The organism is Pseudomonas sp. HLMP (assembly GCF_046365545.1).
Taxonomy (GTDB): domain Bacteria; phylum Pseudomonadota; class Gammaproteobacteria; order Pseudomonadales; family Pseudomonadaceae; genus Aquipseudomonas; species Aquipseudomonas guariconensis_B.
This window is the reverse complement of the sequence record NZ_JBDLLR010000001.1, coordinates 3,003,617-3,026,182: the sequence shown is the minus strand read 5'-3', so window position 1 is coordinate 3,026,182 and position 22,566 is coordinate 3,003,617. Positions and strand designations below refer to the sequence as shown.

General features: G+C 66.1%; 22 protein-coding genes and 1 pseudogene. 11 read left to right on the top strand and 12 right to left on the bottom strand.

Annotated features, from left to right (window positions below):
- Positions 1-22: 22 nt before the first annotated feature.
- From ubiE to ABFA30_RS14105, 11 genes and pseudogenes are all read left to right on the top strand, one after another.
- Positions 23-793 (top strand): bifunctional demethylmenaquinone methyltransferase/2-methoxy-6-polyprenyl-1,4-benzoquinol methylase UbiE, encoded by a 771-nt coding sequence (gene ubiE / locus ABFA30_RS14155; protein WP_225788833.1) that lies wholly within the window; start codon positions 23-25, stop codon positions 791-793.
- Positions 793-1,416, top strand: a complete 624-nt coding sequence (locus ABFA30_RS14150) for an SCP2 domain-containing protein (protein WP_225788832.1) — start codon at positions 793-795, stop codon at positions 1,414-1,416. Before ubiE ends, ABFA30_RS14150 begins: the two co-directional genes overlap by 1 nt.
- A complete protein-coding gene (ubiB, locus tag ABFA30_RS14145) occupies positions 1,413-3,023 on the top strand; it encodes a ubiquinone biosynthesis regulatory protein kinase UbiB (protein ID WP_225788831.1) in 1,611 nt (536 codons plus the stop codon). The genes ABFA30_RS14150 and ubiB overlap by 4 nt, the downstream gene beginning before the upstream one ends.
- A 73-nt stretch (positions 3,024-3,096) precedes the next feature.
- On the top strand, positions 3,097-3,489 hold the full coding sequence (hisI, locus tag ABFA30_RS14140; protein WP_225788830.1) for a phosphoribosyl-AMP cyclohydrolase: 393 nt from the start codon (positions 3,097-3,099) through the stop codon (positions 3,487-3,489).
- Between the two features lies 1 nt (position 3,490).
- On the top strand, positions 3,491-3,826 hold the full coding sequence (locus ABFA30_RS14135) for a phosphoribosyl-ATP diphosphatase (protein WP_225788829.1): 336 nt from the start codon (positions 3,491-3,493) through the stop codon (positions 3,824-3,826).
- Positions 3,827-3,951: 125 nt separating this feature from the next.
- Complete coding sequence (locus ABFA30_RS14130; protein ID WP_225788828.1) at positions 3,952-4,230, top strand: twin-arginine translocase TatA/TatE family subunit; 279 nt, start codon at positions 3,952-3,954, stop codon at positions 4,228-4,230.
- A 3-nt stretch (positions 4,231-4,233) separates the two neighbouring features.
- Positions 4,234-4,602, top strand: a complete 369-nt coding sequence (tatB, locus tag ABFA30_RS14125) for a Sec-independent protein translocase protein TatB (RefSeq protein WP_253090946.1) — start codon at positions 4,234-4,236, stop codon at positions 4,600-4,602.
- Entirely contained in the window at positions 4,599-5,390 is a 792-nt protein-coding gene (tatC, locus tag ABFA30_RS14120) for a twin-arginine translocase subunit TatC (RefSeq protein ID WP_253081633.1), read from the top strand. The genes tatB and tatC overlap by 4 nt, the downstream gene beginning before the upstream one ends.
- Entirely contained in the window at positions 5,387-6,094 is a 708-nt protein-coding gene (locus ABFA30_RS14115) for a 16S rRNA (uracil(1498)-N(3))-methyltransferase (RefSeq protein ID WP_225790893.1), read from the top strand. Before tatC ends, ABFA30_RS14115 begins: the two co-directional genes overlap by 4 nt.
- A gap of 54 nt (positions 6,095-6,148) precedes the next feature.
- A pseudogene (locus ABFA30_RS14110) lies at positions 6,149-7,207 on the top strand (methyl-accepting chemotaxis protein); the annotation flags it as partial.
- Positions 7,208-7,237: 30 nt separating this feature from the next.
- A complete protein-coding gene (locus ABFA30_RS14105; RefSeq protein ID WP_410046044.1) occupies positions 7,238-8,110 on the top strand; it encodes a methyl-accepting chemotaxis protein in 873 nt (290 codons plus the stop codon).
- 93 nt (positions 8,111-8,203) lie between these two features.
- On the opposite strand, the gene ABFA30_RS14100 is transcribed toward ABFA30_RS14105, so the two are convergent.
- The 12 genes from ABFA30_RS14100 to ABFA30_RS14045 form a co-directional block, all read right to left on the bottom strand.
- Positions 8,204-8,938 (bottom strand): amino acid ABC transporter ATP-binding protein, encoded by a 735-nt coding sequence (locus ABFA30_RS14100; protein WP_225790897.1) that lies wholly within the window; start codon positions 8,936-8,938, stop codon positions 8,204-8,206.
- Positions 8,931-9,908 (bottom strand): amino acid ABC transporter permease, encoded by a 978-nt coding sequence (locus ABFA30_RS14095; protein ID WP_410045584.1) that lies wholly within the window; start codon positions 9,906-9,908, stop codon positions 8,931-8,933. Before ABFA30_RS14095 ends, ABFA30_RS14100 begins: the two co-directional genes overlap by 8 nt.
- 95 nt (positions 9,909-10,003) lie before the next feature.
- Positions 10,004-10,801 carry a transporter substrate-binding domain-containing protein gene (locus ABFA30_RS14090; protein WP_225790896.1) on the bottom strand — a complete coding sequence of 266 codons (798 nt, stop codon included), beginning with the start codon at positions 10,799-10,801 and terminating at the stop codon, positions 10,004-10,006.
- A gap of 348 nt (positions 10,802-11,149) precedes the next feature.
- Entirely contained in the window at positions 11,150-13,723 is a 2,574-nt protein-coding gene (gene mdoH, locus ABFA30_RS14085; RefSeq protein WP_225790890.1) for a glucans biosynthesis glucosyltransferase MdoH, read from the bottom strand.
- Positions 13,716-15,437, bottom strand: a complete 1,722-nt coding sequence (locus ABFA30_RS14080) for a glucan biosynthesis protein (RefSeq protein ID WP_317246589.1) — start codon at positions 15,435-15,437, stop codon at positions 13,716-13,718. Before ABFA30_RS14080 ends, mdoH begins: the two co-directional genes overlap by 8 nt.
- A gap of 261 nt (positions 15,438-15,698) precedes the next feature.
- Positions 15,699-16,136, bottom strand: a complete 438-nt coding sequence (dtd, locus tag ABFA30_RS14075) for a D-aminoacyl-tRNA deacylase (protein ID WP_225790888.1) — start codon at positions 16,134-16,136, stop codon at positions 15,699-15,701.
- On the bottom strand, positions 16,133-17,104 hold the full coding sequence (gene pip / locus ABFA30_RS14070) for a prolyl aminopeptidase (protein WP_225790887.1): 972 nt from the start codon (positions 17,102-17,104) through the stop codon (positions 16,133-16,135). Before pip ends, dtd begins: the two co-directional genes overlap by 4 nt.
- Positions 17,105-17,249: 145 nt before the next feature.
- Complete coding sequence (gene hutG / locus ABFA30_RS14065) at positions 17,250-18,053, bottom strand: N-formylglutamate deformylase (RefSeq protein WP_225790886.1); 804 nt, start codon at positions 18,051-18,053, stop codon at positions 17,250-17,252.
- 10 nt (positions 18,054-18,063) lie between these two features.
- Positions 18,064-19,269, bottom strand: coding sequence for an imidazolonepropionase (gene hutI, locus ABFA30_RS14060; RefSeq protein ID WP_225790885.1), 1,206 nt, complete (start codon positions 19,267-19,269; stop codon positions 18,064-18,066).
- A 15-nt stretch (positions 19,270-19,284) separates the two neighbouring features.
- A complete protein-coding gene (locus ABFA30_RS14055) occupies positions 19,285-20,685 on the bottom strand; it encodes an amino acid permease (protein WP_225790884.1) in 1,401 nt (466 codons plus the stop codon).
- Positions 20,686-20,835: 150 nt separating this feature from the next.
- Positions 20,836-22,368, bottom strand: coding sequence for a histidine ammonia-lyase (gene hutH / locus ABFA30_RS14050; RefSeq protein ID WP_225790883.1), 1,533 nt, complete (start codon positions 22,366-22,368; stop codon positions 20,836-20,838).
- Between the two features lie 88 nt (positions 22,369-22,456).
- A partial coding sequence (locus tag ABFA30_RS14045) for a hypothetical protein (RefSeq protein WP_253081636.1) occupies positions 22,457-22,566 on the bottom strand: 110 nt, incomplete at its 5' end.

Here is a 22,566-nt window from a genome sequence, read left to right as displayed (position 1 = left end):
TAATTTTTTTCGGTGAAGCGATATGAACGACCAGCGCAAAGGCGAACCCGCCGAACCCACCACCCACTTCGGCTACCAGGACGTGCCCGAGAGCCAGAAGGCGAAGAAAGTCGCCGAGGTCTTCCACTCCGTGGCCGCCAAGTACGACCTGATGAACGACGTCCTCTCCGGTGGCATGCACCGGTTGTGGAAGCGCTTCACCATCGAACTGTCCGGCGTGCGCAGCGGCAACCGGGTGCTGGACATCGCCGGCGGTACCGGTGACCTGGCCGCCAAGTTCTCGCGCCTGGTCGGCCCGACCGGCCAGGTGGTGCTGGCCGATATCAACGAATCGATGCTCAAGGTCGGCCGCGACCGCCTGCTCGACCGTGGCGTGGCCGGCAACATCGAGTTCGTCCAGGCCGACGCCGAGAAGCTGCCGTTCCCCGACAACCACTTCGACTGCGTGACCATCGCCTTCGGCCTGCGCAACGTCACCCACAAGGAAGATGCCCTGCGCTCGATGCTGCGCGTACTCAAGCCGGGCGGGCGCCTGCTGGTGCTGGAATTCTCCAAGCCGACCAACAAGCTGATGTCGCGCGCCTACGACGCCTACTCGTTCGCCTTCATGCCGCTGGCCGGCAAGCTGATCACCAACGACGCCGACAGCTACCGCTACCTGGCCGAGTCGATCCGCATGCACCCCGACCAGGAAACCCTCAAGGCCATGATGGTCGAGGCCGGCTTCGACCGCGTCACCTACCACAACATGACCAGCGGCATCGTCGCCGTGCACCGGGGGATCAAGCCCTGATGCTCCTGGCCGGCCTGCTCGCCAGCGTCGAGCACGGGCTCAACCGTGTCCTGCGCATGGACAGCACGGCGCTGCCGCGCCTGGCTGCGCTCGAGGGCAAGGTGATCGCCATCGACTGCCAGCAACCGGCCCTGCAGCTGTTCATCCTGCCCGACGCCGAAGGCCTGATGCTCGCCGCCCACTGGGAAGGCGAGGTCGACTGCAGCCTGCGCGCCCCCGCCGGCCGCCTGGCCCAGCTGGCCTTGGCCAGGGACAAGAACGCCGTGCTGCACAGCCCGCAGGTCGAGTTGCATGGCGATAGCGCCGTGCTGCTGGACCTGGTCGGCGTGCTGCAGGACCTGGAGCTGGACTGGGAATACGAGCTGTCGCGCTGGCTGGGCCCGGTGGCCACCTCGCTGCTCGCCGGCCACCTGCGCCTGCGCGCCCGCTGGACCCGCCAGGGCCTGGCACGCTTCTCCCAGAACCTCTCCGAGTACCTGGCGGAGGAATCCCGTACCCTGGTCGGCCAGCGCGAAGCCGAAGCGGCCTTCAGCGAGCTCGATGCGCTGAAGGTCGACACTGAACGCCTCGAGGCGCGCCTGCGCCGTCTCGCCCGATCCCTTGATACCAGCGATAACGCATGAAGCTGCTCGCCGTCCGCCGTCTGTTGCGCATCCAGCGCGTCGTGATCCGCTACCGCCTCGATGACCTGCTGTTCGACCTGCCCCTGCCCTGGTGGCTGATGAGCCTGCGTCTGCTGCTGCCCTGGCGCTGGCTGCCACGCAAGCCCTCCGAGCTCAGCCGCGGCGCGCGCCTGCGCCTGGCCCTGCAGGACCTGGGGCCGATCTTCATCAAGTTCGGCCAGTTGCTGTCCACCCGCCGCGACCTGCTACCCACCGACATCGCCGATGAGCTGATGCTGCTGCAGGACCGCGTACCACCATTCGACCCCCAGCACGCCGTCGCCCTGATCGAGGAGCAGCTCGGCGCCAAGGTCGGCGAGGTGTTCAGCCGCTTCGACGTCGAGCCCCTGGCCTCGGCCTCGGTGGCCCAGGTGCATGCCGCGCGCCTCAAGAGCGGCGAGGAAGTGGTGGTCAAGGTGGTGCGCCCGGGCCTCAAGCCGGTGATCGCCCAGGACCTGGCCTGGCTGTTCCTGATCGCCAAGGGCGCCGAGCGGGTGTCTGCCGATGCCCGCCGACTGCACCCGGTGGAGGTGGTCAGCGACTACGAGAAGACCATCTACGACGAGCTCGACCTGCTGCGTGAGGCGGCCAACGCCAGCCAACTGCGGCGCAACTTCGAAGGCTCCGAGCTGATGTACGTGCCCCAGGTGTACTGGGACTGGTGCCGACCCAAGGTGCTGGTGATGGAGCGTATCTACGGCGTACCGGTCACCGACCTGGCGACCCTGGCCGACCAGCGCACCGACATGAAGATGCTCGCCGAGCGCGGCGTGGAGATTTTCTTCACCCAGGTGTTCCGCGACAGCTTCTTCCATGCCGACATGCACCCGGGCAACATCTTCGTCAGCACGGTCAAGCCCTGGAGCCCGCAGTACATCGCCATCGACTGCGGTATCGTCGGCAGCCTCACGTCCGAGGACCAGGATTACCTGGCGCGCAACCTGATCGCCTTCTTCAAGCGCGACTACCGTCGCGTCGCCCAGTTGCACATCGATTCAGGCTGGGTGCCGGCGCAGACCAAGGTCAACGAGTTCGAGGCGGCGATCCGTACGGTGTGCGAGCCGATCTTCGAGAAGCCGCTCAAGGACATCTCCTTCGGCCAGGTGCTGATGCGCCTGTTCCAGACCGCGCGGCGCTTCAACATGGAGGTCCAGCCGCAGCTGGTGCTGCTGCAGAAGACCCTGCTCAACATCGAAGGCCTGGGCCGCCAGCTGTATCCCGACCTGGATCTGTGGAGCACCGCCAAGCCGTACCTGGAGCGCTGGATGCGCGAGCGCATGAGCCCCAAAGCGGTGTTCGGCAACCTGCAGAGCCAGGTGGAGCAACTGCCGCACCTGGCCGACATGACCCGCGACTTGCTCGAGCGCCTGTCGCAACCGCACCTGCACGACCCGCAACTGCCGGAGCGGCGCCGCCAGGGCGACCGCTGGGCGCTGCGCCTGCTCGGTGCCGGCCTGCTCGCTGGCGGCGCCACGCTCGCCGCCGGAGCCGTCAGCCTCAGCGCACCGAGCGCCTGGCCGGCCTGGCTGATGCTGGCCGCGGGCCTGTACCTGATCGTACGCCGATAGCCAGCCGCGCTGCCGGCTGGCACACTAGCGCAAAGGGCCCGGTACGGGAGCGGGCCTGGTTTTGGAGTCGACGATGAAAGACTGGCTGGACGAGATCAAGTGGAACAGCGATGGCCTGGTACCGGCGATCGCCCAGGATCACAAGACCGGGCGCGTGCTGATGATGGCCTGGATGAACCGCGAGTCCCTGGCCCTCACCGCCGCCGAGCAACGCGCCATCTACTGGTCGCGTTCGCGTGGCAAACTGTGGCGCAAGGGCGAGGAATCGGGCCATGTGCAGAAACTGCACGAAATGCGCCTGGACTGCGATGCCGACGTGATCATCCTGATGGTCGAGCAACTGGGCCATATCGCCTGCCATACCGGTCGTGAGAGCTGCTTCTACCGCGTCTTCGAAGACGGCCAGTGGAAAATCGTCGACCCGGTCCTCAAGGACCCGGATGCCATCTACAGCGCAGGACACTGACATGAGCGACACCCTCAACCGCCTCGCCGAGGTATTGGAAGAGCGCAAGCAAGCGGCGCCCGACAGCTCCTATGTGGCCAGCCTGTACCACAAGGGGCTGAACAAGATCCTGGAGAAGCTCGGCGAAGAGTCCGTCGAGACCATCATCGCCGCCAAGGACGCCGCCGTCAGCAAGGATTGCAGCGATGTCATCTATGAAACCGCCGACCTGTGGTTCCATAGCCTGGTCATGCTCAGTGCGCTGGGGCAGCATCCACAGGCAGTGCTCGACGAACTGGAACGTCGCTTCGGGCTTTCCGGGCATGATGAAAAGGCCGCGCGCCAGCCTTCTGCCTGACGGTATCCTGGGGGTGTTGAACGCCCCCTTCACGACGCAAGGCCACTCCTACAGGGGGCTGCGTCGTACAGAGGGCCTCGTGGGAGCAGCCCCGAAGGTCCACCGACATTTTTCAGGAGTACGAAATGGGTATCTTTGACTGGAAACACTGGGTTGTCCTGCTGATCGTCGTGGTCCTGGTGTTCGGCACCAAGAAACTGAAGAACCTCGGCAGCGACCTGGGTGAGTCGATCAAGGGCTTTCGCAAGGCCATGAACGAAGAAGAGCACAAGCCGGCCGAGCAGGCTCCGCCCCCCGTGCAGCCCACCCAACAGGCGCAGCAGCAAAACAGCGCGCCGCTGAACCCGCCGCACACCATCGAAGGCCAGGCCCAGCCGGCCCAAGAACCGCAGCGGAAAGACTGACTCATGTTCGGCATCAGCTTCGGCGAGTTGCTGCTCGTCGGCCTAGTCGCCCTGCTGGTGCTCGGCCCCGAGCGCCTGCCTGGCGCCGCACGCACTGCAGGCCTGTGGATCGGCCGGCTCAAGCGCAGCTTCAACAGCATCAAGATGGAAGTCGAGCGTGAGATCGGTGCCGACGAGATCCGCCGCCAGTTGCACAACGAGCACATCCTGTCGATGGAACAGGAAGCCCGGCGCATCCTCGACCCGCAAACGCCGCCCGCGCAACCGGCCAGCCCTCCGGCAAGCGGCGACACCCAGGCCGCCCCCGACACCCGCACGCCCGCGGCCCCGACCGCGCCCCCTGAGCCGCCCCAACCGCCACGAGCCCCATGAGCGATAGACCGGAAACCGACCAGCCGATGCCGCTGGTCTCGCACCTGACCGAACTGCGCACCCGCCTGCTGCGCTGCGTTGCCGCCGTGTTCCTGATCTTCGCTGGGCTGTTCGCCTTCGCCCAGCAGATCTACACCCTGGTCTCGGCGCCGCTGCGCGCGCACCTGCCGGCCAATGCGACGATGATCGCCACCGACGTGGCCTCGCCGTTCCTGACGCCGTTCAAGCTGACCATGATCGTCTCGCTGTTCCTGGCCATCCCGTTCATCCTCCAGCAGATCTGGGGCTTCATCGCGCCGGGGCTGTATCGCCACGAGAAACGCATCGCCATTCCGCTGCTGGTGTCGAGCATCCTCCTGTTCTACGCCGGCATGGCCTTCGCCTATTTCCTGGTATTCCCACTGATCTTCGGTTTCTTCGCCAGTGCCACGCCTGAAGGCGTGGCGATGATGACGGACATCTCCAGCTACCTGGACTTCGTCATGACGCTGTTCTTCGCCTTCGGCGTCGCCTTCGAGATCCCGGTGGCGGTGGTGCTGCTGGTATGGATCGGCGTGGTCGAGGTGCAGTACCTGAAGAAAATCCGCCCCTACGTGATCATCGGCTGTTTCGTCGTCGGCATGGTCCTGACCCCACCGGACATCTTCTCCCAGACCCTGCTGGCCGTGCCCATGTGGATGCTGTTCGAGATCGGGATACTGTTCGGCAGCCTGATCCGCAAGCGCAGCCGGGCGCCTGAAACGGCATCGGACGACCCCAACGACCAACCACCAGCGACCCAGCCGTGAACCTGCTGCTACTCGAGGAAGCCGACTTCGTCGCGGCCGACCGTGTGATCCTGGCCGACCGCCGCTTCACTCACATGCAGGAAATCCACCGGGTCGCGGTGGGCGATACCCTGCGTGTCGGGCGCATCGACGGGCCGATGGGCAAGGCCACGGTGCTGCGCCTGGAGGGCCACGAGGCCGAGCTGCAGGTCGTCTGCGACCAGCCACCGCCCGCCAAGCTGCCCCTGACCCTGGTCCTGGCCGTGCCGCGCCCGAAAATGCTGCGCCGCCTGTTCCAGACCGTCGCCACCCTGGGCGTGCCACGGCTGATCCTGGTCAACAGCTACAAGGTGGAAAAGAGCTTCTGGCAGACGCCCTTCCTCGCCCCCGCGGCGATCCGCGAAAACCTCATCCTCGGCCTGGAACAGGCCCGCGACACGGTGCTGCCCGAGGTCATCGTCGAGAAGCGCTTCAAGCCGTTCGTCGAGGACCGCCTGCCATCCATCGCCGCCGGCACCCTTGGCCTGGTCGGCCACCCTGGCCCCTACCCGGCCTGCCCACGTGCCGTGGAAGGGCCAGTGACCTTGGCCATCGGCCCCGAGGGCGGCTGGATCCCCTATGAAGTCGATCTGCTGGGCAAGGCCGGCCTGTCGCCGGTGCAACTCGGTGATCGCATCCTGCGTGTGGAAACCGCCGTGACCGCCCTGCTTTCGCGAATTTTCTGACACTCTCATCAGACCAATCGCCCATTAAGTTTCCTCGCTACAGGCCGATGGTCTATGCAATACAACAACAGTTGCTGCCGAGTTGCCGGGGAGTCGAACATGCATGGTGGGTTTGCCCAGTTCCTGGGAAATATGAGTGTCAATCGCAAATTGGGCCTCGGCTTCGGGCTGGTGCTGATGCTGACCCTGGCCATTACCCTGACGGGTTGGCTTGGCCTGGACAGCGTCATCGACCGTGGCGACAAGCTGGGCAACATCTCGCTGATCCACGAGAGCACCCAGGAGCTGCGCATTGCCCGGCAGCAGTACGATCGCAACCGCGACCCGGCGTCCGCGACAGAGCTGGAGAAGATCCTCGATCGCCTCGAGCAGCAGGTGCAAGCCATGCTGGGGCAGATCGAGCACCCCGCCGATCAGCAGCGCCTGCAGCAGCAGCGGGAGGCCGTGCGCCAGTATCGCCAGGCCTTCTCCGAGTTCAGGCAGGCCGACCAGCGCCGCAATGCCAGCCGCGACGTGCTGGGCGACAGCGCCGACCGGGCGGCCGAGCTGATCGACAAGGTCCAGCAGCGCCTGCTGCAGACCGGCGATATCAGCCAATACCATGAAGCCGTGAAGGTCGCCGCGCAGCTCCAACAGGCGCGCTTCCAGGTACGCGGCTACACCTACAGTGGCCGGGCACAATTCCAGCAGACCGCGCTCGAGGCCATCGACCAGGCCATGCCTGTGCTCAAGGCGCTGCCCGACAAGGTGGCTGGCGAGCATGCCAGCAGCCTGCAGGAAGCCGCCAGCGCCCTGGCCGCCTACCGCGATGCGGTGGTCCAGGTCGGCAATGCCCAGGCCGCCAGCGAGCAGGCCCTGCAGCGCATGGCCGAGGAGGGCACGGTGTTGCTGGACACCAGCCAGGCCATGACCGTTTCGCAAACCGAAGTGCGCGATCAGGGCACCCGCCAGGCCAAGCGCACCCTGGCCGGCGCCACGGCCCTGGCGGTACTGCTGGGGGTGTTGGCGGCCTGGGCCATCACCCGGCAGATCATCGTACCGCTGCGCCAGACCCTGGCAGCCGCCGAGCGCGTGGCCAACGGCGACCTGAGCCAGGACCTGCTGGTGGCGCGCCGCGACGAGCTGGGCCAGCTGCAGGCCAGCATGCAGCGCATGACCCAAGGCCTGCGCGAGCTGATCGGTGGCATCAGCGACGGCGTCACGCAGATCGCCAGCGCTGCCGAGGAGCTTTCCGCAGTCACCGAGCAGACCAGCGCCGGGGTCAACAACCAGAAGGTCGAGACCGACCAGGTGGCCACCGCCATGAACCAGATGGCCGCCACCGTCCACGAGGTGGCGCGCAACGCCGAGCAGGCCTCGGAAGCGGCGGTGATGGCCGACCAGCAGGCGCGGGAAGGCGACCGGGTGGTCGCCGAGGCCATCGCCCAGATCGAGCGCCTGGCCGGCGAGGTGGTCAACTCCAGCGAGGCCATGAACCAGCTCAAGGCCGAGAGCGACAAGATCGGCAGCGTGCTCGACGTGATCAAGGCGGTGGCCCAGCAGACCAACCTGCTGGCCCTCAACGCCGCCATCGAGGCGGCCCGGGCCGGCGAGGCTGGCCGCGGCTTCGCCGTGGTCGCCGACGAAGTGCGCAGCCTGGCCCAGCGCACCCAGCAGTCGACCGAGGAAATCGAGGAGTTGATCGCCGGCCTGCAGAACGGCACCCAGCATGTCGCCAGCGTCATGGACAACAGCCGGGCACTGACCGACAGCAGCGTCGACCTGACCCGCCGCGCGGGTGGCTCGCTGGAGACCATCACCCGCACCGTGTCGTCGATCCAGGCGATGAACCAGCAGATCGCCACGGCAGCGGAGCAGCAAAGCGCCGTGGCCGAGGAGATCAACCGCAGCGTGATGAACGTACGGGATATCTCCGACCAGACCTCGGCCGCCAGCGAAGAGACCGCCAGCTCCAGCGTCGAATTGGCCCGCCTGGGCACTCACCTGCAGGGGCTGGTGGGGCGTTTCCGGCTCTGATAGCTACAAGCTGCAAGAAAGAGCAGAGCGGTGATGGCAGTTCCATCCTCGTTCGGCTTGTTCTTGCAGCTTGTAGCTTGCAGCCCGGGGTAGTCAGAGGACCTGGCGCAGGAAGGCCTGGGCGCGTAGGTCCTTCGGGGCGGCGAAGAATTGCTGGGGTGGGGAGTCCTCCAGCAGCTTGCCATGGTCGAAGAACAGCACGCGGTCGGCCACCTCACGGGCAAAACCCATCTCGTGGGTCACGCAGACCATGGTCATGCCTTCCTGGGCCAGGGTCTTCATGACATCCAGCACCTCGCCGACCATTTCCGGGTCGAGCGCCGAGGTGGGCTCGTCGAACAGCATGACCTTCGGGTCCATCGCCAGGGCACGGGCGATAGCCACTCGCTGCTGCTGGCCGCCAGAGAGGCGCGATGGATACTCGTTGGCCTTCTGGCCGATACCCACCTTTTCCAGCAGAGCCTTGGCCTTGGCCTCGCGCTCGGCCTTGCTGCGCTTGCGCACCACCTTCTGCGCCAGGCACAGGTTCTCCAGCACGGTCATGTGCGGGAACAGGTTGAAATGCTGGAACACCATGCCGACTTCGCGGCGATAGGCGTTGATGTCGGTCTTCGGGTCGTCCAGCGGCAGGCCGTCGATGGACACATGGCCCTCGTCGAAGTGCTCCAGGCCATTGAGGCAGCGCAGGAAGGTCGACTTACCCGAACCCGAAGGGCCGAGCACCACCACCACCTCGCCCTTGGCCACGCAGGTGGTGACGTTGTCCACCGCGCGCACCACCTGGCCACGGGTGTCGAAGACTTTTACCAGGTCACGGACTTCAATCACTTTGCGCAAGCCTCCGCTCGAGCCGGCTGGCGAGGTGCGACAGCGGCAGGTTGATCAGCAGGTACAGACCTGCCACGCAGAACCAGATCTCGAAGGTCGAGAACGACGTGGTGATGGCCTCGCGACCGCTCTTGGTCAGCTCGGTGATGGCGATCACCGACACCAGCGAGGTGTCCTTGACCAGGCTGATGAACTGCCCGGCCAACGGCGGCAGCACGCGCTTGAAGGCCTGGGGCAGGATCACGTGGCGCATCGACTGGCCGGCGTTCAGGCCCAGCGAGCGGGCCGCCTCGTTCTGGCCCTTGGCGATCGACTGCACGCCGGCGCGGACGATCTCGGCCACGTAGGCGCCGGTGAACAGCGCCAGCGCCGCCACCCCGGCGAACTCGCGGGACAGGTTGAGCACGGTGCCGATGAAGAAGTAGAAGATGAAGATCTGCACCAGCAGCGGCGTGCCGCGCACCAGTTCGACATACACCGTGGACAGGTCACGCAGGGTCGGGTTGTTCGACAGCCGGCACAGGCCTGCGAACAGGCCGATCACCAGGCCCAGGGCGCCGGAGACCACCGAGATCCACAGCGTGGTCCACAGCCCCCAGGCCAGCGGGCCGGCGGCCCAGTGGCGGGTCACGCCAACCTGGTCACCCTCGGAGACATCGTCGCCGCGGCTCAGTTGCAAGCTGTCCGTGGCCACATCGAGCACCTGCTCGTCGCCGTTTTCGTCCTTCAGCGTGACACGTGCGCTGTCACCGGAAACGACGATGTCCTGCACGGTACCGTAGCCAGCGGCACGCTGCGCTTCCTCGGCCTTGTAGACGAAGTACTGCGGTACGCGGTTCCACCGCCACTCGTAGGAGATCATCGAAGTGGCCAGGTACAGGCTGAACGCCAAGCCCACCAGGACCAGGGCGGTCAGTGCATGCCAGGGCCACTGGGCTTTCTTGTGTTTGATCACGTGGATACTTCCCATTAAGCGGCAAGCCGCAAGCTACAAGCGGCAAGAAAAAGCGGGCCGTGCACCGATCCGCTTCTTCTTGCCGCCTGCAGCTTGCGGCTTGAAGCTGCTTATTCCATTTCCTTCAGCCAGTCCTTGTTCTTGAACCACTTGTCGTGGATACGATCGTAGGTCCCGTCATGCTTGATCTGGTGCAGGAAGTTGTTGATGAAGTTGAGGCTGTCGTAGTCGCCCTTCTTCAGGCCGAACGCCAGCGGCTCGTAGGTGAAGGGCTCGTCCAGGAACAGCAGCTTGCCGGCACCGGCCTTCTCCACCGCGACCACGTTGTACGGCGCGTCGTAGACGAAGGCATCGGCCTTGCCGTTGACCACGTCCATCACCGCTTCCTGCTCGTTGTCGTAGCCGTGGTACTTGGCCTTGCTGATCAGCTTCTTGGCCACCATCTCGCCGGTGGTGCCGAGCTTGGAGGTGATGCGGTACTTCTCGTTGTTCAGGTCCTTGTACGACTTGATCTCGCCCGCCAGTTCCTTACGGATCAGCAGGGTCTGGCCGACGACGATGAAGGGCTCGCTGAAGTTCAGGCGCAGGTTGCGCTCCTGGGTCAGGGTCATGCCGCTGCCGATCATGTCGAACTTGTTGGTCAGCAGGGCCGGGATGATGCCGTCATAGGCGGTGGAAACGGTCTCCAGCTTGACGCCCATGGACTTGGCCATGGCCTTGAGGATATCGACCTCGAAACCGATGATCTCGCCGCGCTTGTTGGTCATCTGGAACGGCATGTAGGTCGGGTCCATGCCGACCCGCAGGCTGCCACGCTTGACCGCATCGTCGATGGCGCCCGCTTGGGCGGCCGAGACCGCGACCAGCGCGGTGACACCCACCAGCAGTCGCGACAGGTATTTCTTCATCATCACCAGGTCCCCTAGCAAAGAAATTGCGAATTTTATTGTTGGTACGGCCGTACCGGCCGCAGCGGAATATCGGAGACGGATGCTAACGCATGGTGGCCCTGGGACCTAGAGCCGAGGGGGACTTTGTTGGCCAAAATCCATACAGGCACGCATATTGGGGAGCCCTAATCGCCGGCAAGCCGGCCTCCACCGGTACTCCACCAGGCCCAAGGGCAGTGGTGAACCTGTGGAGGATCACCCAGCCCGTTGGACGGCGCTGTCGCGCAGAACAGCGGCCGAAAGAGCAACGAGGACTGTGGGAGCCGGCTTGCCGGCGATTGGGCCGCAAAGCGGCCCCGGCGACTATCAGGCCCCCACCAGCGAAGGCCTTACCTCGTTCTCAGGATGCAATGGCAGCAATGGCGAGTGCGGATCGTTGGCGATGGAGCTGCGCCAGACATCGATCCACGCCGCGTTGTGCTCGGCCCAAACCCGCTCGTGCAGGCGCGAGAGGGCCACCGGGTCGCTCAGCAATGCCAGGCGGGTGTTGCCGTCCAGCCCGTCGGGGCCGGCCTCCAGCGCCTTGGCGATGCGCTCGGCACGCAGCGCCTCGATCGGTGCGGCCTGGCCGTGGCGGGCGGTGCCCATGGCGCAGGCCAGGGCGTTCTGCCGTGGGTCGACCACGGCCCGGACGAAACCGTCGTGCAGGGCGTGCCAGCGGTTCTCGTGGGTGTACTGGTCGGTGGCCAGCAGCTCCTGCGGCGTGGCGTACTCCTCGGGGATGAGGAACAGCTTCTCGTCCTTGGCGCTAAGGCCCAAGCGCACGCGGCTGGAAATCACCGAGACCGGGATCGACAGCACCAGGGAGCCGACGATCGGCGCCAGCCACCACAGGAAGCTCGGGTTGAGCCAGGCCACCAGCGCCGCCCAGGCGATGCCCAGCAACGTCTGCGGGCCGTGGCGGCGTACCGCCTCGCTCCAAGGGGTGGAGTCGTCGTCACGCTGCGGCGAGTTCCAGGTCGCCGCCCAACCGAGGAACGCCGCCAGGACGAAACGGGTGTGGAAGATCATCCGTACCGGCGCCAGCAACATGGAGAACAGCATCTCGGCCAGCATCGACAAGGTGACCTTGATGCGCCCGCCGAACTCGGTGGCGCCCTTGGCCCAGATCAGGATGACGCTGAGCAGCTTGGGCAGGAACAGCAGCACGATAGTGGTGGAGAACAGGGCGATGGCCTTCTCCGGGTGCCACTGCGGCCACAGCGGGTAGAGCTGGAACGGCTCGATGAAGTATTGCGGCTCCATCAGCGTGTTGGTCGCCAGCAGTGCGGTCGACAGCACCAGGAAGAAGAACCACAGCGGTGCCGACAGGTACGACATCACCCCGGTGAGGAACACCGCGCGGTGCACCGGGTGCATGCCCTTGACCAGGAACAGGCGGAAGTTCATCAGGTTGCCATGGCACCAGCGGCGGTCGCGCTTGAGCTCGTCGAGCAGGTTCGGCGGCAGCTCCTCGTAGCTGCCCGGCAGGTCGTAGGCGATCCATACGCCCCAGCCGGCACGGCGCATCAGCGCGGCCTCGACGAAGTCGTGGGACAGGATCGCCCCGGCGAAGGCACCCTTGCCCGGCAGGGGTGCCAGGGCACAGTGCTCGATGAACGGCTTCATGCGGATGATCGCGTTGTGGCCCCAGTAGTGCGACTCGCCCAACTGCCAGAAGTGCAGGCCAGCGGTGAACAGCGGGCCGTAGACGCGGGTGGCGAACTGCTGGATGCGCGCATAGAGGGTGTCCATGCCCGAGGCCTTGGGCGCGGTCTGGATGATGCCCGCATCCGGGTTGGCCTCCATCAGGCGCACCAGGCTGGTCAGGCACTCGCCGCTCATCACGCTGTCGGCGTCGAGCACGACCATGTACTTGTACTCGCCGCCCCAGCGCCGGCAGAAGTCGTCCAGGTTGCCGCTCTTGCGCTTGACCCGGCGACGGCGGCGGCGATAGAAGATACGGCCGAAGCCCTTGGCCTCGCGGCACACCTCCAGCCAGGCCTGCTGCTCGGCGACAGCGATGTCGGTGTCGTTGGTGTCGCTGAGCACGAAGAAGTCGAAGCGATCCAGGTCACCGGTGGCGGCCACCGACTCGAAGGTCGCGCGCAGGCCGGCGAAGACCCGTGGCACGTCTTCGTTGCAGATGGGCATGACGATGGCCGTACGCGCATCCGCCGCGATCGGCTCGCTGCCGGCACCGCTGCCGGAGATACGGTATTTGTCGCGGCCGGTGAGCAGCTCGAGAAAGCCCATCAGCGCGGTCCAGAAGCCCGCCGACACCCAGCAGAACAGGATGCCGAAGAGGATCAGGATGGAGGTCTGCAAGGCATAGGGCCAGACCTGCACCACGGTGTCCCACAGCGACTGGGCGAGGATCTCGTCGAGGTCGACGAACGACCAGCCCTGGTACGGCAGGATACCCTTCATGTACCAGCCGGCGACCAGGGTCTGGCCGATCATCAGCAGCAACAGGATGTAGCGGCGCAGCGAGCCGACCCGGCGCCAGCGCGCAGGCGGCAGTTCGCGCTTGGGCGGCTGCGGGGCGTTGCTGCGGCCGGTCAGGCGACGCCACAGGCGCACCAGGATATTGGTGCGCCAGGGCTCGGGAAGCACCCGGGTACGCTTGATCGGCGGTGCGATCTTCAGGCACAGCCGGCCGTTGCCATCGACGCCGAGCATCTCGGCGTCCTCCAGCTCGGCGGCGCTACCCACGGTCAGGCGTGGGCCGATCGAGGCCTGCACGGCCTCGTCGGGGCTGGCGGCCGGGTGGGCCGCCAGGCGTTGGTGCAACTCGCTGAACGAGGCGCAGCTGGCGAGTTCCGCGCGCTGCTCGTCGCTCAGGGGGAGATGGGCCAGGTATTCGCCAAGCGATTCTGGCCTTGCGCTTGAGTTACTCATCGGCAGGCAACTGATAGCTCCAGGTCTCGGTCAGCACCTTCTCGGTGGTGGCCGGGGCCCCGTTGGTGGGCGCCGCATCGGCGGCAGGTTGTTCAGCCTCGCGGGCCTTCTCGGCCTTGACGGGCTTGGCGACGGCCTTGTCCGGCTTGCTGGCCTTGGCTGGCTTGGGCGCCTCGACCGGCACGTCGCGCACCAGCGCGGCACGCATTTCGGTGGACTTGCCCGGGTCCTTGACCTTCAGCCGCAGGGTCAGGCGCCAGCCCTTGGTCTCGGGGTTGTAGCGCAGGTTGTTCTCCACCACCTCGGCGTTGTCGCCGACGCTGACCTGGCTGCGCAGCGCGGTGTCCTCCGCCAGGGCCGCCAGCGCCGGGCCCTGGAAGTCGACCAGGAAGGCCACGCTGCCATCGGGCTGGCGGATCAGGTTGGACTGCTTGACGTCGCCGGTAGAGCGCATGGTCTGCTTGACCGACCCCAGGTCCGGTGCCTGGAAGCGGGCCTCGTCGATGGTCCAGTGCAGGCGGTAGTCGTACTCGAACGGCTTGCCCGGCTCAGGCAGCTTCTCCGGGCTCCAGAAGGCGACGATGTTGTCGTTGGTCTCGTCGGCGGTGGGGATCTCGACCAGGTCGACGGTGCCCTTGCCCCAGTCGCCACGCGGCTCGATCCAGGCGCTCGGGCGCTTCTGGTAGTTGTCGTCGAGGTCTTCGTAGTGGCTGAAGTCACGCTGGCGCTGCATCAGGCCGAAGCCACGCGGGTTCTCCACGGTGAAGCTGCTCACGGCCAGGTGCTTGGGGTTGTTCAGCGGGCGCCACAACCATTCGCCGTTGCCGGCATGGATCGACAGGCCTTCGGAGTCGTGCAGGGCCGGGCGGTAGTTCATGACTTTCGACGGCTGGTTGGGGCCGAACAGGAACATGCTGGTCAGCGGGGCGACGCCCAGGCGGCTGACAGGCTCACGCAGGAACACGCGCGACTTGACGTCGACGATGGTGTCGCTGCCCGGGCGCAGGATCAGCTTGTACGCGCCGGTGGAACGCGGCGAATCGAGCAGCGCGTAGATCACCAGGTGCTTGTCGTTGGGCTTGGGCTTCTCGACCCAGAACTCGGTGAAGCGCGGGAACTCCTCGCCCGACGGCAATGCGGTGTCGATGGCCAGGCCACGGGCCGACAGGCCATAGACGTGGCCCTTGCCCACCACGCGGAAATAGCTGGCGCCGAGCAGGGTCATGATCTCGTCCTGCTTGTCCGCCTTGTTGATCGGGTAGAGCACGCGGAAACCGGCATAGCCCAGGTGCTTGGTGGTTTCCGGGTCATGCGGGACGTCGCCGAACTCGAAGCGGCTCGGGTCGTACTTGATCTCCTGGACCGTGGTGGCGGTGACTTCGTTGATCTTCACCGGCGTGTCGAAATGCATGCCCTGGTGATAGAAGGACAGCTTGAACGGCGTCTTGTCCTTGGCCCACTCGGCCTTTTCCTGGATGAAGCGGATCTTCTGGTAGTCCGCGAACTTCATGTCGCGGAAGACCTCCGGCAGGTTGCTCTTCGGTGCTTCGTACTTCTGGCCGGCCAGATCCTTTGCCTTGGCTGCAACATCGTCAAGATTGAATGCCCAGAGTTGGCCAGCGCTCATCAGGCCGACCAGCGCCACGCCAGCCGCCAGGGCCTTGCGCAGCCGATTGCCGGGAATTCTTGGTGCATTACAGGGACTTACAATCACGAGCAACCCTCGCCGAAAACAGATCATGAAACCAACGGCCAGCGACAAATGCCGGGTTGGCGAGCACTGTTCGGACCCCGTACGGGCGCAATGATTCCCCAAACGGATCCAGACAATGCTCGAGTCAAGGTGAAACGAGCCCACGAACGGGGCTCTCGCAGCGCGCGATTATCCAGCAGGCCGCGTTACAACGCATCAGGCTGAACACACTATTTATCGTATGAACCCCCTGGATTCATGTAGCCACAGGGTTCTTTAAGCTCACATTTGCAACATTAATGTTACAGGGCCATCATTGACCAGATGCACCTGCATGTCAGCGCCGAAACGACCGCTGGCGACATCGCCATGGGCCGCCTTGGCCTGCGCCAGCAGGTAGTCGAACAGCTCGGCGCCGAGGGCCGGTGGCGCGGCGGTGGAAAAGCTCGGGCGCATGCCGTTGCGGGTGTCGGCGGCCAGGGTGAACTGGGACACCAGCAGCAGGCCGCCGCCGATATCCTTGAGCGACAGGTTCATCTTGCCCTGGGCATCGCTGAATACTCGGTAGTTGAGCAGTTTGTGCAGCAGTTTGTCGGCGTGCTCGCGGGTGTCCTCGGGCTCGACCGCCACCAGCACCAGCAGGCCCTGGTCGATGGCACCGACCACCTCCCCCGCCACTTCGACCCGCGCACCGCGGACACGTTGCAGCAGCCCTTTCATGCTTCTTCCAGGGGCAGGTCGAGCAGGCGCCGGGCCATCTGGTCGGCGGCACGTACCAGGGCGTCGGTGATGCCCGGCTCGGACGCGGCATGACCGGCATCGCGGATCACCTTCAGCTCGCTGTTCGGCCAGGCCTGGTGCAGCTCCCAGGCGTTGTCCAGCGGACAGATCACGTCGTAGCGGCCATGCACGATCACCGCCGGCAGGTGGGCGATCTTCGGCATGTCGCGGATCAGCTGGTCTGGCTCCAGGAACGCGTTGTTCATGAAGTAGTGGCACTCGATACGGGCGATCGACAGCGCCCGCTGCGGCTCGGAGAAACGATCGACCACCAGCGGGTTGGGGCGCAAGGTCGCAGTGCGCCCTTCCCAGGTCGACCAGGCCTTGGCCGCGTGCATCTGGGCGATCTGGTCGTTGCCGGTGAGGCGCTTGTGGAAGGCCTTGACCAGGTCGTCGCGCTCGTGCGCCGGGATCGGTGCGATGTAGTCCTGCCAGTAGTCGGGGAACAGGCGGCTGGCGCCTTCCTGGTAGAACCACTGGATCTCCTGGGGACGGCACAGGAAGATGCCGCGCAGGATCAGGCCATGGACCCGCTCGGGGTGGGTCTGGGCGTAGGCCAGGGCGAGGGTGGAGCCCCAGGAGCCGCCGAATAGCACCCATTTGTCGATCCCCAGGTGCTTGCGGATACGCTCCAGGTCCTCGACCAGGTGCCAGGTGGTGTTGTTCTCCAGGCTGGCGTGGGGGCTGGAGCGTCCGCAGCCGCGCTGGTCGAAGGTGATGATGCGGTACAGGTTGGGATCGAAGTAGCAGCGGCTCTGGGCATCGCAGCCGGCGCCCGGGCCACCGTGGATGAACACCACCGGCAGACCCTCCGGCGAACCGCTTTCGTCGACATACAGCACATGCGGCGCTTCCACGGCCAGATCGTGCCGGGCGTAGGGTTTGATCTGCGGGTACAAGGTCTGCATTGCGCACTCCGTGTGAGGATTTAGTCTGCCGTTGGGCATCATAAACCTGAATTGCGCTTTGAGCATGTGTCGTGGTGAATCAGCAGGGTTTTGCGCCGGTCTCACCGCCCCCTTCGCGGGCAAGCCCGCGAAAAGGACCGACAGATCAGCGCCCGTAGCGCTCCCTGCCCCAGGCCAGCACCGTCTCCAGCAACCGCCGTAGCACCACCTGGGTCGGCTGGGCCAGGTCATGGCGGTAGGTGAACGGCTCGACCTCTTCCATGTAGGTGCTCTGCGCCAGTTCCAACTGCACGGCGTGGATGTCGTTGGCCGGGTCGCCGTAGTGACGGGTGATGTGTCCGCCCTTGAAACGCCCGTTGAGCACATGGCTGTAGCCCGGCGCTTCGGCGCAGACCGCTTGCAGGCGCTCGGCCAGGGCCGGGTCGCAACTGGCGCCGTTGAAGGTGCCGAGGTTGAAGTCCGGCAGCTTGCCGTCGAACAGGTGGGGAACGTGCGAACGAATCGAGTGGGCGTCCCACAGCAGCGCATAGCCGTGGATCTCGCGCAGGCGTGCCAACTCACGGCGGAGGGTGTCGTGGTAGGGGCGCCAGACCTGTTCCAGGTAGGCCTTGCGCTCGTCGGCGGACGGCTCGAGACCTGCCTTGAACAGCGGCTCGCCATCGAACAGCGTCGCCGGGTACAGGCCCGTGGTGGCACCGGCGTACAGCGGCTTGTCGTCGTCCGGGCGGTTGAGGTCGATGACGAAACGCGAATAGTGCGCCGCCACCACGCTGGCCCCCAGTTCCTGGGCGAAATCGTACAACTGCGGGATGTGCCAGTCGGTGTCGGGCAGGCTGCGCGCCTGCTCGACCAGGCCGTCGCGCACCGCAGGGGTCAGGTCGAGCCCGGCATGCGGCATGCTGACCAGCAGCGGCAGTTGGCCCTGGTGAAAACTCAGTACCTTGTCCATGTCGCCTCGCTCAATTGGATATCTCATGGCCCAGGCGCACCACGCGCTTGGGCAGGTCACCGCCGAGCCAGTAGGCCAGGTCGGCGGGGCGCTCGATCTGCCAGGCGACGAAGTCCGCCACCTTGCCCACCTCCAGCGAACCATGGCTGTCGCCCAGGCCCAGTGCCATGGCGGCATGCAGGGTGACGCCGGCCAGGGCTTGCTCCGGGGTCATGCGGAACAAGGTGCAGCCCATGTTCAGCATCAGCCGTAGCGACAAGGCCGGCGAGGTGCCGGGGTTGAGGTCGCTGGCCAGGGCGATCTTCACGCCGTGGCGACGCAGGGCATCCATCGGCGGCAACTGGGTCTCGCGCAGGAAATAGAAGGCGCCGGGCAGCAGCACGGCGACGGTGCCGGCCGCAGCCATGGCGATGGCATCCTCCTCGGTCATGAACTCCAGGTGGTCGGCCGACAGCGCCTGGTAGCGCGCCGCGAGGCTCGAGCCATGCAGCGACGACAACTGCTCGGCGTGCAGCTTGACCGGCAGGCCCAGCTCCCGCGCCTTGATGAACACTCGCTCGACCTGCGCCGGCGAGAACGCCAGGTGCTCGCAGAAGGCGTCCACCGCGTCCACCAGTCCTTCCCCGGCCAGGGCCGGGAGCATCTCGTCGCAGATATGCGCGATGTAGTCGTCGGCCCGCCCGGCATACTCCGGCGGCAGGGCATGGGCAGCCAGACAGGTGCTGCGCACCGTCAACGGCAGCTCCTCGCCCAGGCGCCGGGCGACCTTCAGCATCTTGCGCTCGTTGGCCAGGTCCAGGCCGTAGCCGGACTTGACCTCGATCGTCGTGACGCCATCGCGCATCAACGCCTGGACCCGCTGGCGGGCACTGGCCAGCAGCTCGTCCTCGCTGGCCGCGCGGGTGGCCCGCACGGTGCTGGCGATGCCGCCGCCCTGGGCGGCGATCTCGGCGTAGCTGACACCCTGCAGGCGCTGCTCGAACTCACCGCTGCGGTTGCCGCCGAACACCGCGTGGGTGTGGCAGTCGATCAGCCCCGGGGTGACCCAGGCACCGCCCAGGTCCACCGTGCGGTCGGCCTCGACCACAGGGCGATCGTCGCGCGGGCCGATCCACTCGACCAGGCCAGCGCTGGTGATGATCGCCGCGTCCTCGATGATCGAGTAGCGGCCCTGGGCCAGGGTCGCCACATGACAATGCTGCCAGAGGGTTCTCATAAAAGGTCTCCGTGTCTAGCGGTGCAGCTCGGCCGGCTCGCGCACCGGTTCGCCCTGCCCGGCCCGCGGCTTGCACCAGAGCAGGTAGGAGGCGACCAGGAACACCACCCAGAGCACGCCGACGATCAGCGCCGCCTGGGTGTCCGGGAAGTAGCCGAGCACGCCAAAGATGAACAACATGAAAACGATGGCCATGGCCGGCCCGTACGGCCAGAACGGTACCGGGAACTTCAACTGCGCCACCTGCTCGCGGCTCATGCTGCGGCGCATGGCCACTTGGGTCACCAGGATCATGAGCCATACCCATACGGTCGCGAAGGTGGCGATCGAGGCGATCAGCAGGAACACGTTCTCCGGGATCAGGTAGTTGAGCACCACGCCCAGCAGCAGCGCCGCGCCCATGACCAACACGGTCAGCCACGGCACGCCATGCCGGGAGACCTGGGCGAAACCGCGTGGCGCATGGCCTTGCTGGGCCAGGCCGTACATCATGCGGCCAGCGCCGAAGATGTCGCTGTTGATGGCCGACACCGCCGCCGAGATCACCACGACGTTCAGCAAGGCCGCCGCCGAGCCGATCCCCAGGTGGCTGAAGATCTGCACGAACGGGCTGCCCTGGCTGCCGATCTGCGGCCAGGGGTACAGGCACATCAGCACGAACAGGGTGAGGATGTAGAACAGCAGGATACGCAGCGGCACGGCATTGATGGCCTTGGGGATGACCCGCTGCGGGTCCTTGGCCTCACCGGCGGTGATGCCGATGATCTCGATGCCGCCGAAGGCGAACATGACCACGGCGAAGGAAGCGACCAGGCCGGCGATGCCATTGGGCATGAAGCCGCCATGGGCCACCAGGTTACTCAGGCCGATAGCGTTGTCGGCACCCACTTGGCCGAGGCCGAAGGCCATGATGCCCAACCCGGCGAGGATCATCGCGACGATGGCGCCGACCTTGAGCAGCGACAGCCAGAACTCCATCTCGCCGAACACCTTGACGTTGCACAGGTTCAGCCCGCCGATCAGGAAGACGATGCCCAGCACCCAGATCCAGCGGGGCACCTCGGGAAACCAGAAGCCCATGTAGATGCCGAAGGCGGTGACGTCGGCGATGCAGACGATGATCATCTCGAAAGCGTAGGTCCAGCCCAGGACGAACCCGGCCATGGGCCCCAGGTAGGTGCTGGCGTACTGACCGAAGGAGCCGGAGACCGGGTTGTGCACGGCCATCTCACCGAGGGCGCGCATGACCATGAACACGGCCGCGCCACCGATCAGGTAGGCCAGCAGCACGGCGGGGCCGGCCATCTGGATGGCCGAGGCGGAGCCGTAGAACAGCCCGGTGCCGATGGCCGACCCCAGGGCCATGAAGCGGATGTGGCGGGCATTGAGCCCGCGCTTGAGACCTTCTTGTTGCATATCGCGTCCTTATTCTTGTTCTGGTCCTGAAGCGAAGGGGCCGCTTCGCGCCCCATCGCCGGCAAGCCGGCGCCCACAGGTATCGCGCCGACCTTGGGAGCGGCGCCAGCCCTGTGGGAGCCGGCTTGCCGGCGATGAGGCACCGCAGAGCTAGAGGCTCGGCAATACGCCCGCGGGCAGCAACCCGGTCAGGCAGCCCTTGGCCAGCAGCGCGGCGGCCGCTTCGATGTCCGGGGCGAAGAAACGGTCGCGGTCATAGTGCGGCACTTCGCGGCGCAGGGCCTGGCGCGCCTGCTCCAGCTTGGTCGAGGTCTTCAGGCCTTCGCGCAGGTCCAGGCCCTGGCAGGCACCCAGCCATTCGATGGCGAGCACGCCACGGGTGTTCTCGGCCATCTCCCACAGGCGCTTGCCGGCGGCCGGGGCCATGGACACGTGGTCTTCCTGGTTGGCCGAGGTCGGCAGGCTGTCGACGCTGTGCGGGTGCGACAGGGCCTTGTTCTCGCTGGCCAGGGCGGCAGCGGTGACCTGAGCGATCATGAAGCCGGAGTTGACCCCGCCGTTTTCCACCAGGAACGGCGGCAACTGGGACATGTGCTTGTCCATCATCAGCGAAATGCGGCGCTCGCTCAGGGCACCGATCTCGGCGATGGCCAGGGCGATGTTGTCGGCAGCCATGGCCACCGGTTCGGCGTGGAAGTTGCCACCGGAGATCACGTCGCCTTCGGCGGCGAATACCAGCGGGTTGTCCGACACCGCATTGGACTCGATCGCCAGCACTTCGGCAGCCTGGCGCAGCTGGGTCAGGCAGGCGCCCATGACCTGGGGCTGGCAGCGCAGGGAGTACGGGTCCTGCACCTTGCCGCAGTTCTCGTGGGACCGGGACACTTCGCTGCTGTCGCCCAACAGGTCGCGGAAACACGCGGCGGTGTCGATCTGGCCGCGCTGGCCGCGCACTTCATGGACGCGCGCATCGAACGGCGAGCGCGAGCCGAGCGCCGCTTCCACGGTCAGGCCACCGCAGGCAATGGCCGCGGCGAACAGGTCTTCGGCCTGGAACAGGCCGCGCAGGGCGTAGGCGGTGGACGCCTGGGTGCCATTGAGCAGGGCCAGGCCCTCCTTGGCGGCCAGGGTCAGCGGCTCCAGGCCGGCGACCGCCAGGGCCTCGCTGGCCGGCAGCCACTGGCCCTTGTAGCGGGCCTTGCCTTCGCCGAGCAGGACCAGCGACATGTGCGCCAGCGGCGCCAGGTCGCCGGAGGCGCCAACCGAGCCCTTGAGCGGGATGTGCGGATAGACCTCGGCGTTGACCAGGGCGATCAGCGCATCGATGACCTTGCGACGGATGCCGGAGAAACCACGGCTGAGGCTGTTGATCTTCAGGACCATGATCAGCCGCACCAGGTCGTCGTCCAGCGGGGCACCGATGCCGGCGGCGTGGGACAGCACCAGGGAACGCTGCAGGTTCTCCAGGTCGTGGCTGGCGATGCGGGTCGAGGCCAGCAGGCCGAAACCGGTGTTGATGCCGTAGGCGGTACGGTCCTCGGCGATGATGCGCTCGACGCAGGCGACGCTGGCGTCGATGGCCTGGCCGGCGCTGGCGTCCAGTTGCAGGCGCACCGGCGCTGCATGGATGGCGCGCAGTTGCGCCAGGGTCAGGGTGCCGGGCTTGAGGGTCAGTTCGGTCACTTCGCTACTCCAATTCGCAGGGGGCCCGCAGGCCCCTTCTTGTTATTTCAGTATCAACGTAATTCGGCGACAACCCAAAGAACGTCGATCAGCCCGTGATCATCGGCAGGTCCAGGCCCTGCTCCTTGGCGCAGTCGATAGCGATCTGATAGCCGGCGTCGGCGTGGCGCATCACGCCGGTGCCCGGGTCGTTGGTCA

Coding starts and splice junctions, on each gene's coding strand:
- ABFA30_RS14090 (WP_225790896.1), bottom strand. CDS start 10,801: ATGAAGAAATACCTGTCGCGACTGCTGGTGGGTGTCACCGCGCTGGTC.
- ABFA30_RS14105 (WP_410046044.1), top strand. CDS start 7,238: ATGCAGCGCATGACCCAAGGCCTGCGCGAGCTGATCGGTGGCATCAGC.
- ABFA30_RS14055 (WP_225790884.1), bottom strand. CDS start 20,685: ATGCAACAAGAAGGTCTCAAGCGCGGGCTCAATGCCCGCCACATCCGC.
- hutG (WP_225790886.1), bottom strand. CDS start 18,053: ATGGACAAGGTACTGAGTTTTCACCAGGGCCAACTGCCGCTGCTGGTC.
- dtd (WP_225790888.1), bottom strand. CDS start 16,136: ATGAAAGGGCTGCTGCAACGTGTCCGCGGTGCGCGGGTCGAAGTGGCG.
- ABFA30_RS14135 (WP_225788829.1), top strand. CDS start 3,491: ATGAGCGACACCCTCAACCGCCTCGCCGAGGTATTGGAAGAGCGCAAG.
- hutI (WP_225790885.1), bottom strand. CDS start 19,269: ATGAGAACCCTCTGGCAGCATTGTCATGTGGCGACCCTGGCCCAGGGC.
- ubiE (WP_225788833.1), top strand. CDS start 23: ATGAACGACCAGCGCAAAGGCGAACCCGCCGAACCCACCACCCACTTC.
- tatB (WP_253090946.1), top strand. CDS start 4,234: ATGTTCGGCATCAGCTTCGGCGAGTTGCTGCTCGTCGGCCTAGTCGCC.
- ABFA30_RS14095 (WP_410045584.1), bottom strand. CDS start 9,908: ATGGGAAGTATCCACGTGATCAAACACAAGAAAGCCCAGTGGCCCTGG.
- ubiB (WP_225788831.1), top strand. CDS start 1,413: ATGAAGCTGCTCGCCGTCCGCCGTCTGTTGCGCATCCAGCGCGTCGTG.
- tatC (WP_253081633.1), top strand. CDS start 4,599: ATGAGCGATAGACCGGAAACCGACCAGCCGATGCCGCTGGTCTCGCAC.
- ABFA30_RS14150 (WP_225788832.1), top strand. CDS start 793: ATGCTCCTGGCCGGCCTGCTCGCCAGCGTCGAGCACGGGCTCAACCGT.
- ABFA30_RS14130 (WP_225788828.1), top strand. CDS start 3,952: ATGGGTATCTTTGACTGGAAACACTGGGTTGTCCTGCTGATCGTCGTG.
- pip (WP_225790887.1), bottom strand. CDS start 17,104: ATGCAGACCTTGTACCCGCAGATCAAACCCTACGCCCGGCACGATCTG.
- hisI (WP_225788830.1), top strand. CDS start 3,097: ATGAAAGACTGGCTGGACGAGATCAAGTGGAACAGCGATGGCCTGGTA.
- mdoH (WP_225790890.1), bottom strand. CDS start 13,723: ATGAGTAACTCAAGCGCAAGGCCAGAATCGCTTGGCGAATACCTGGCC.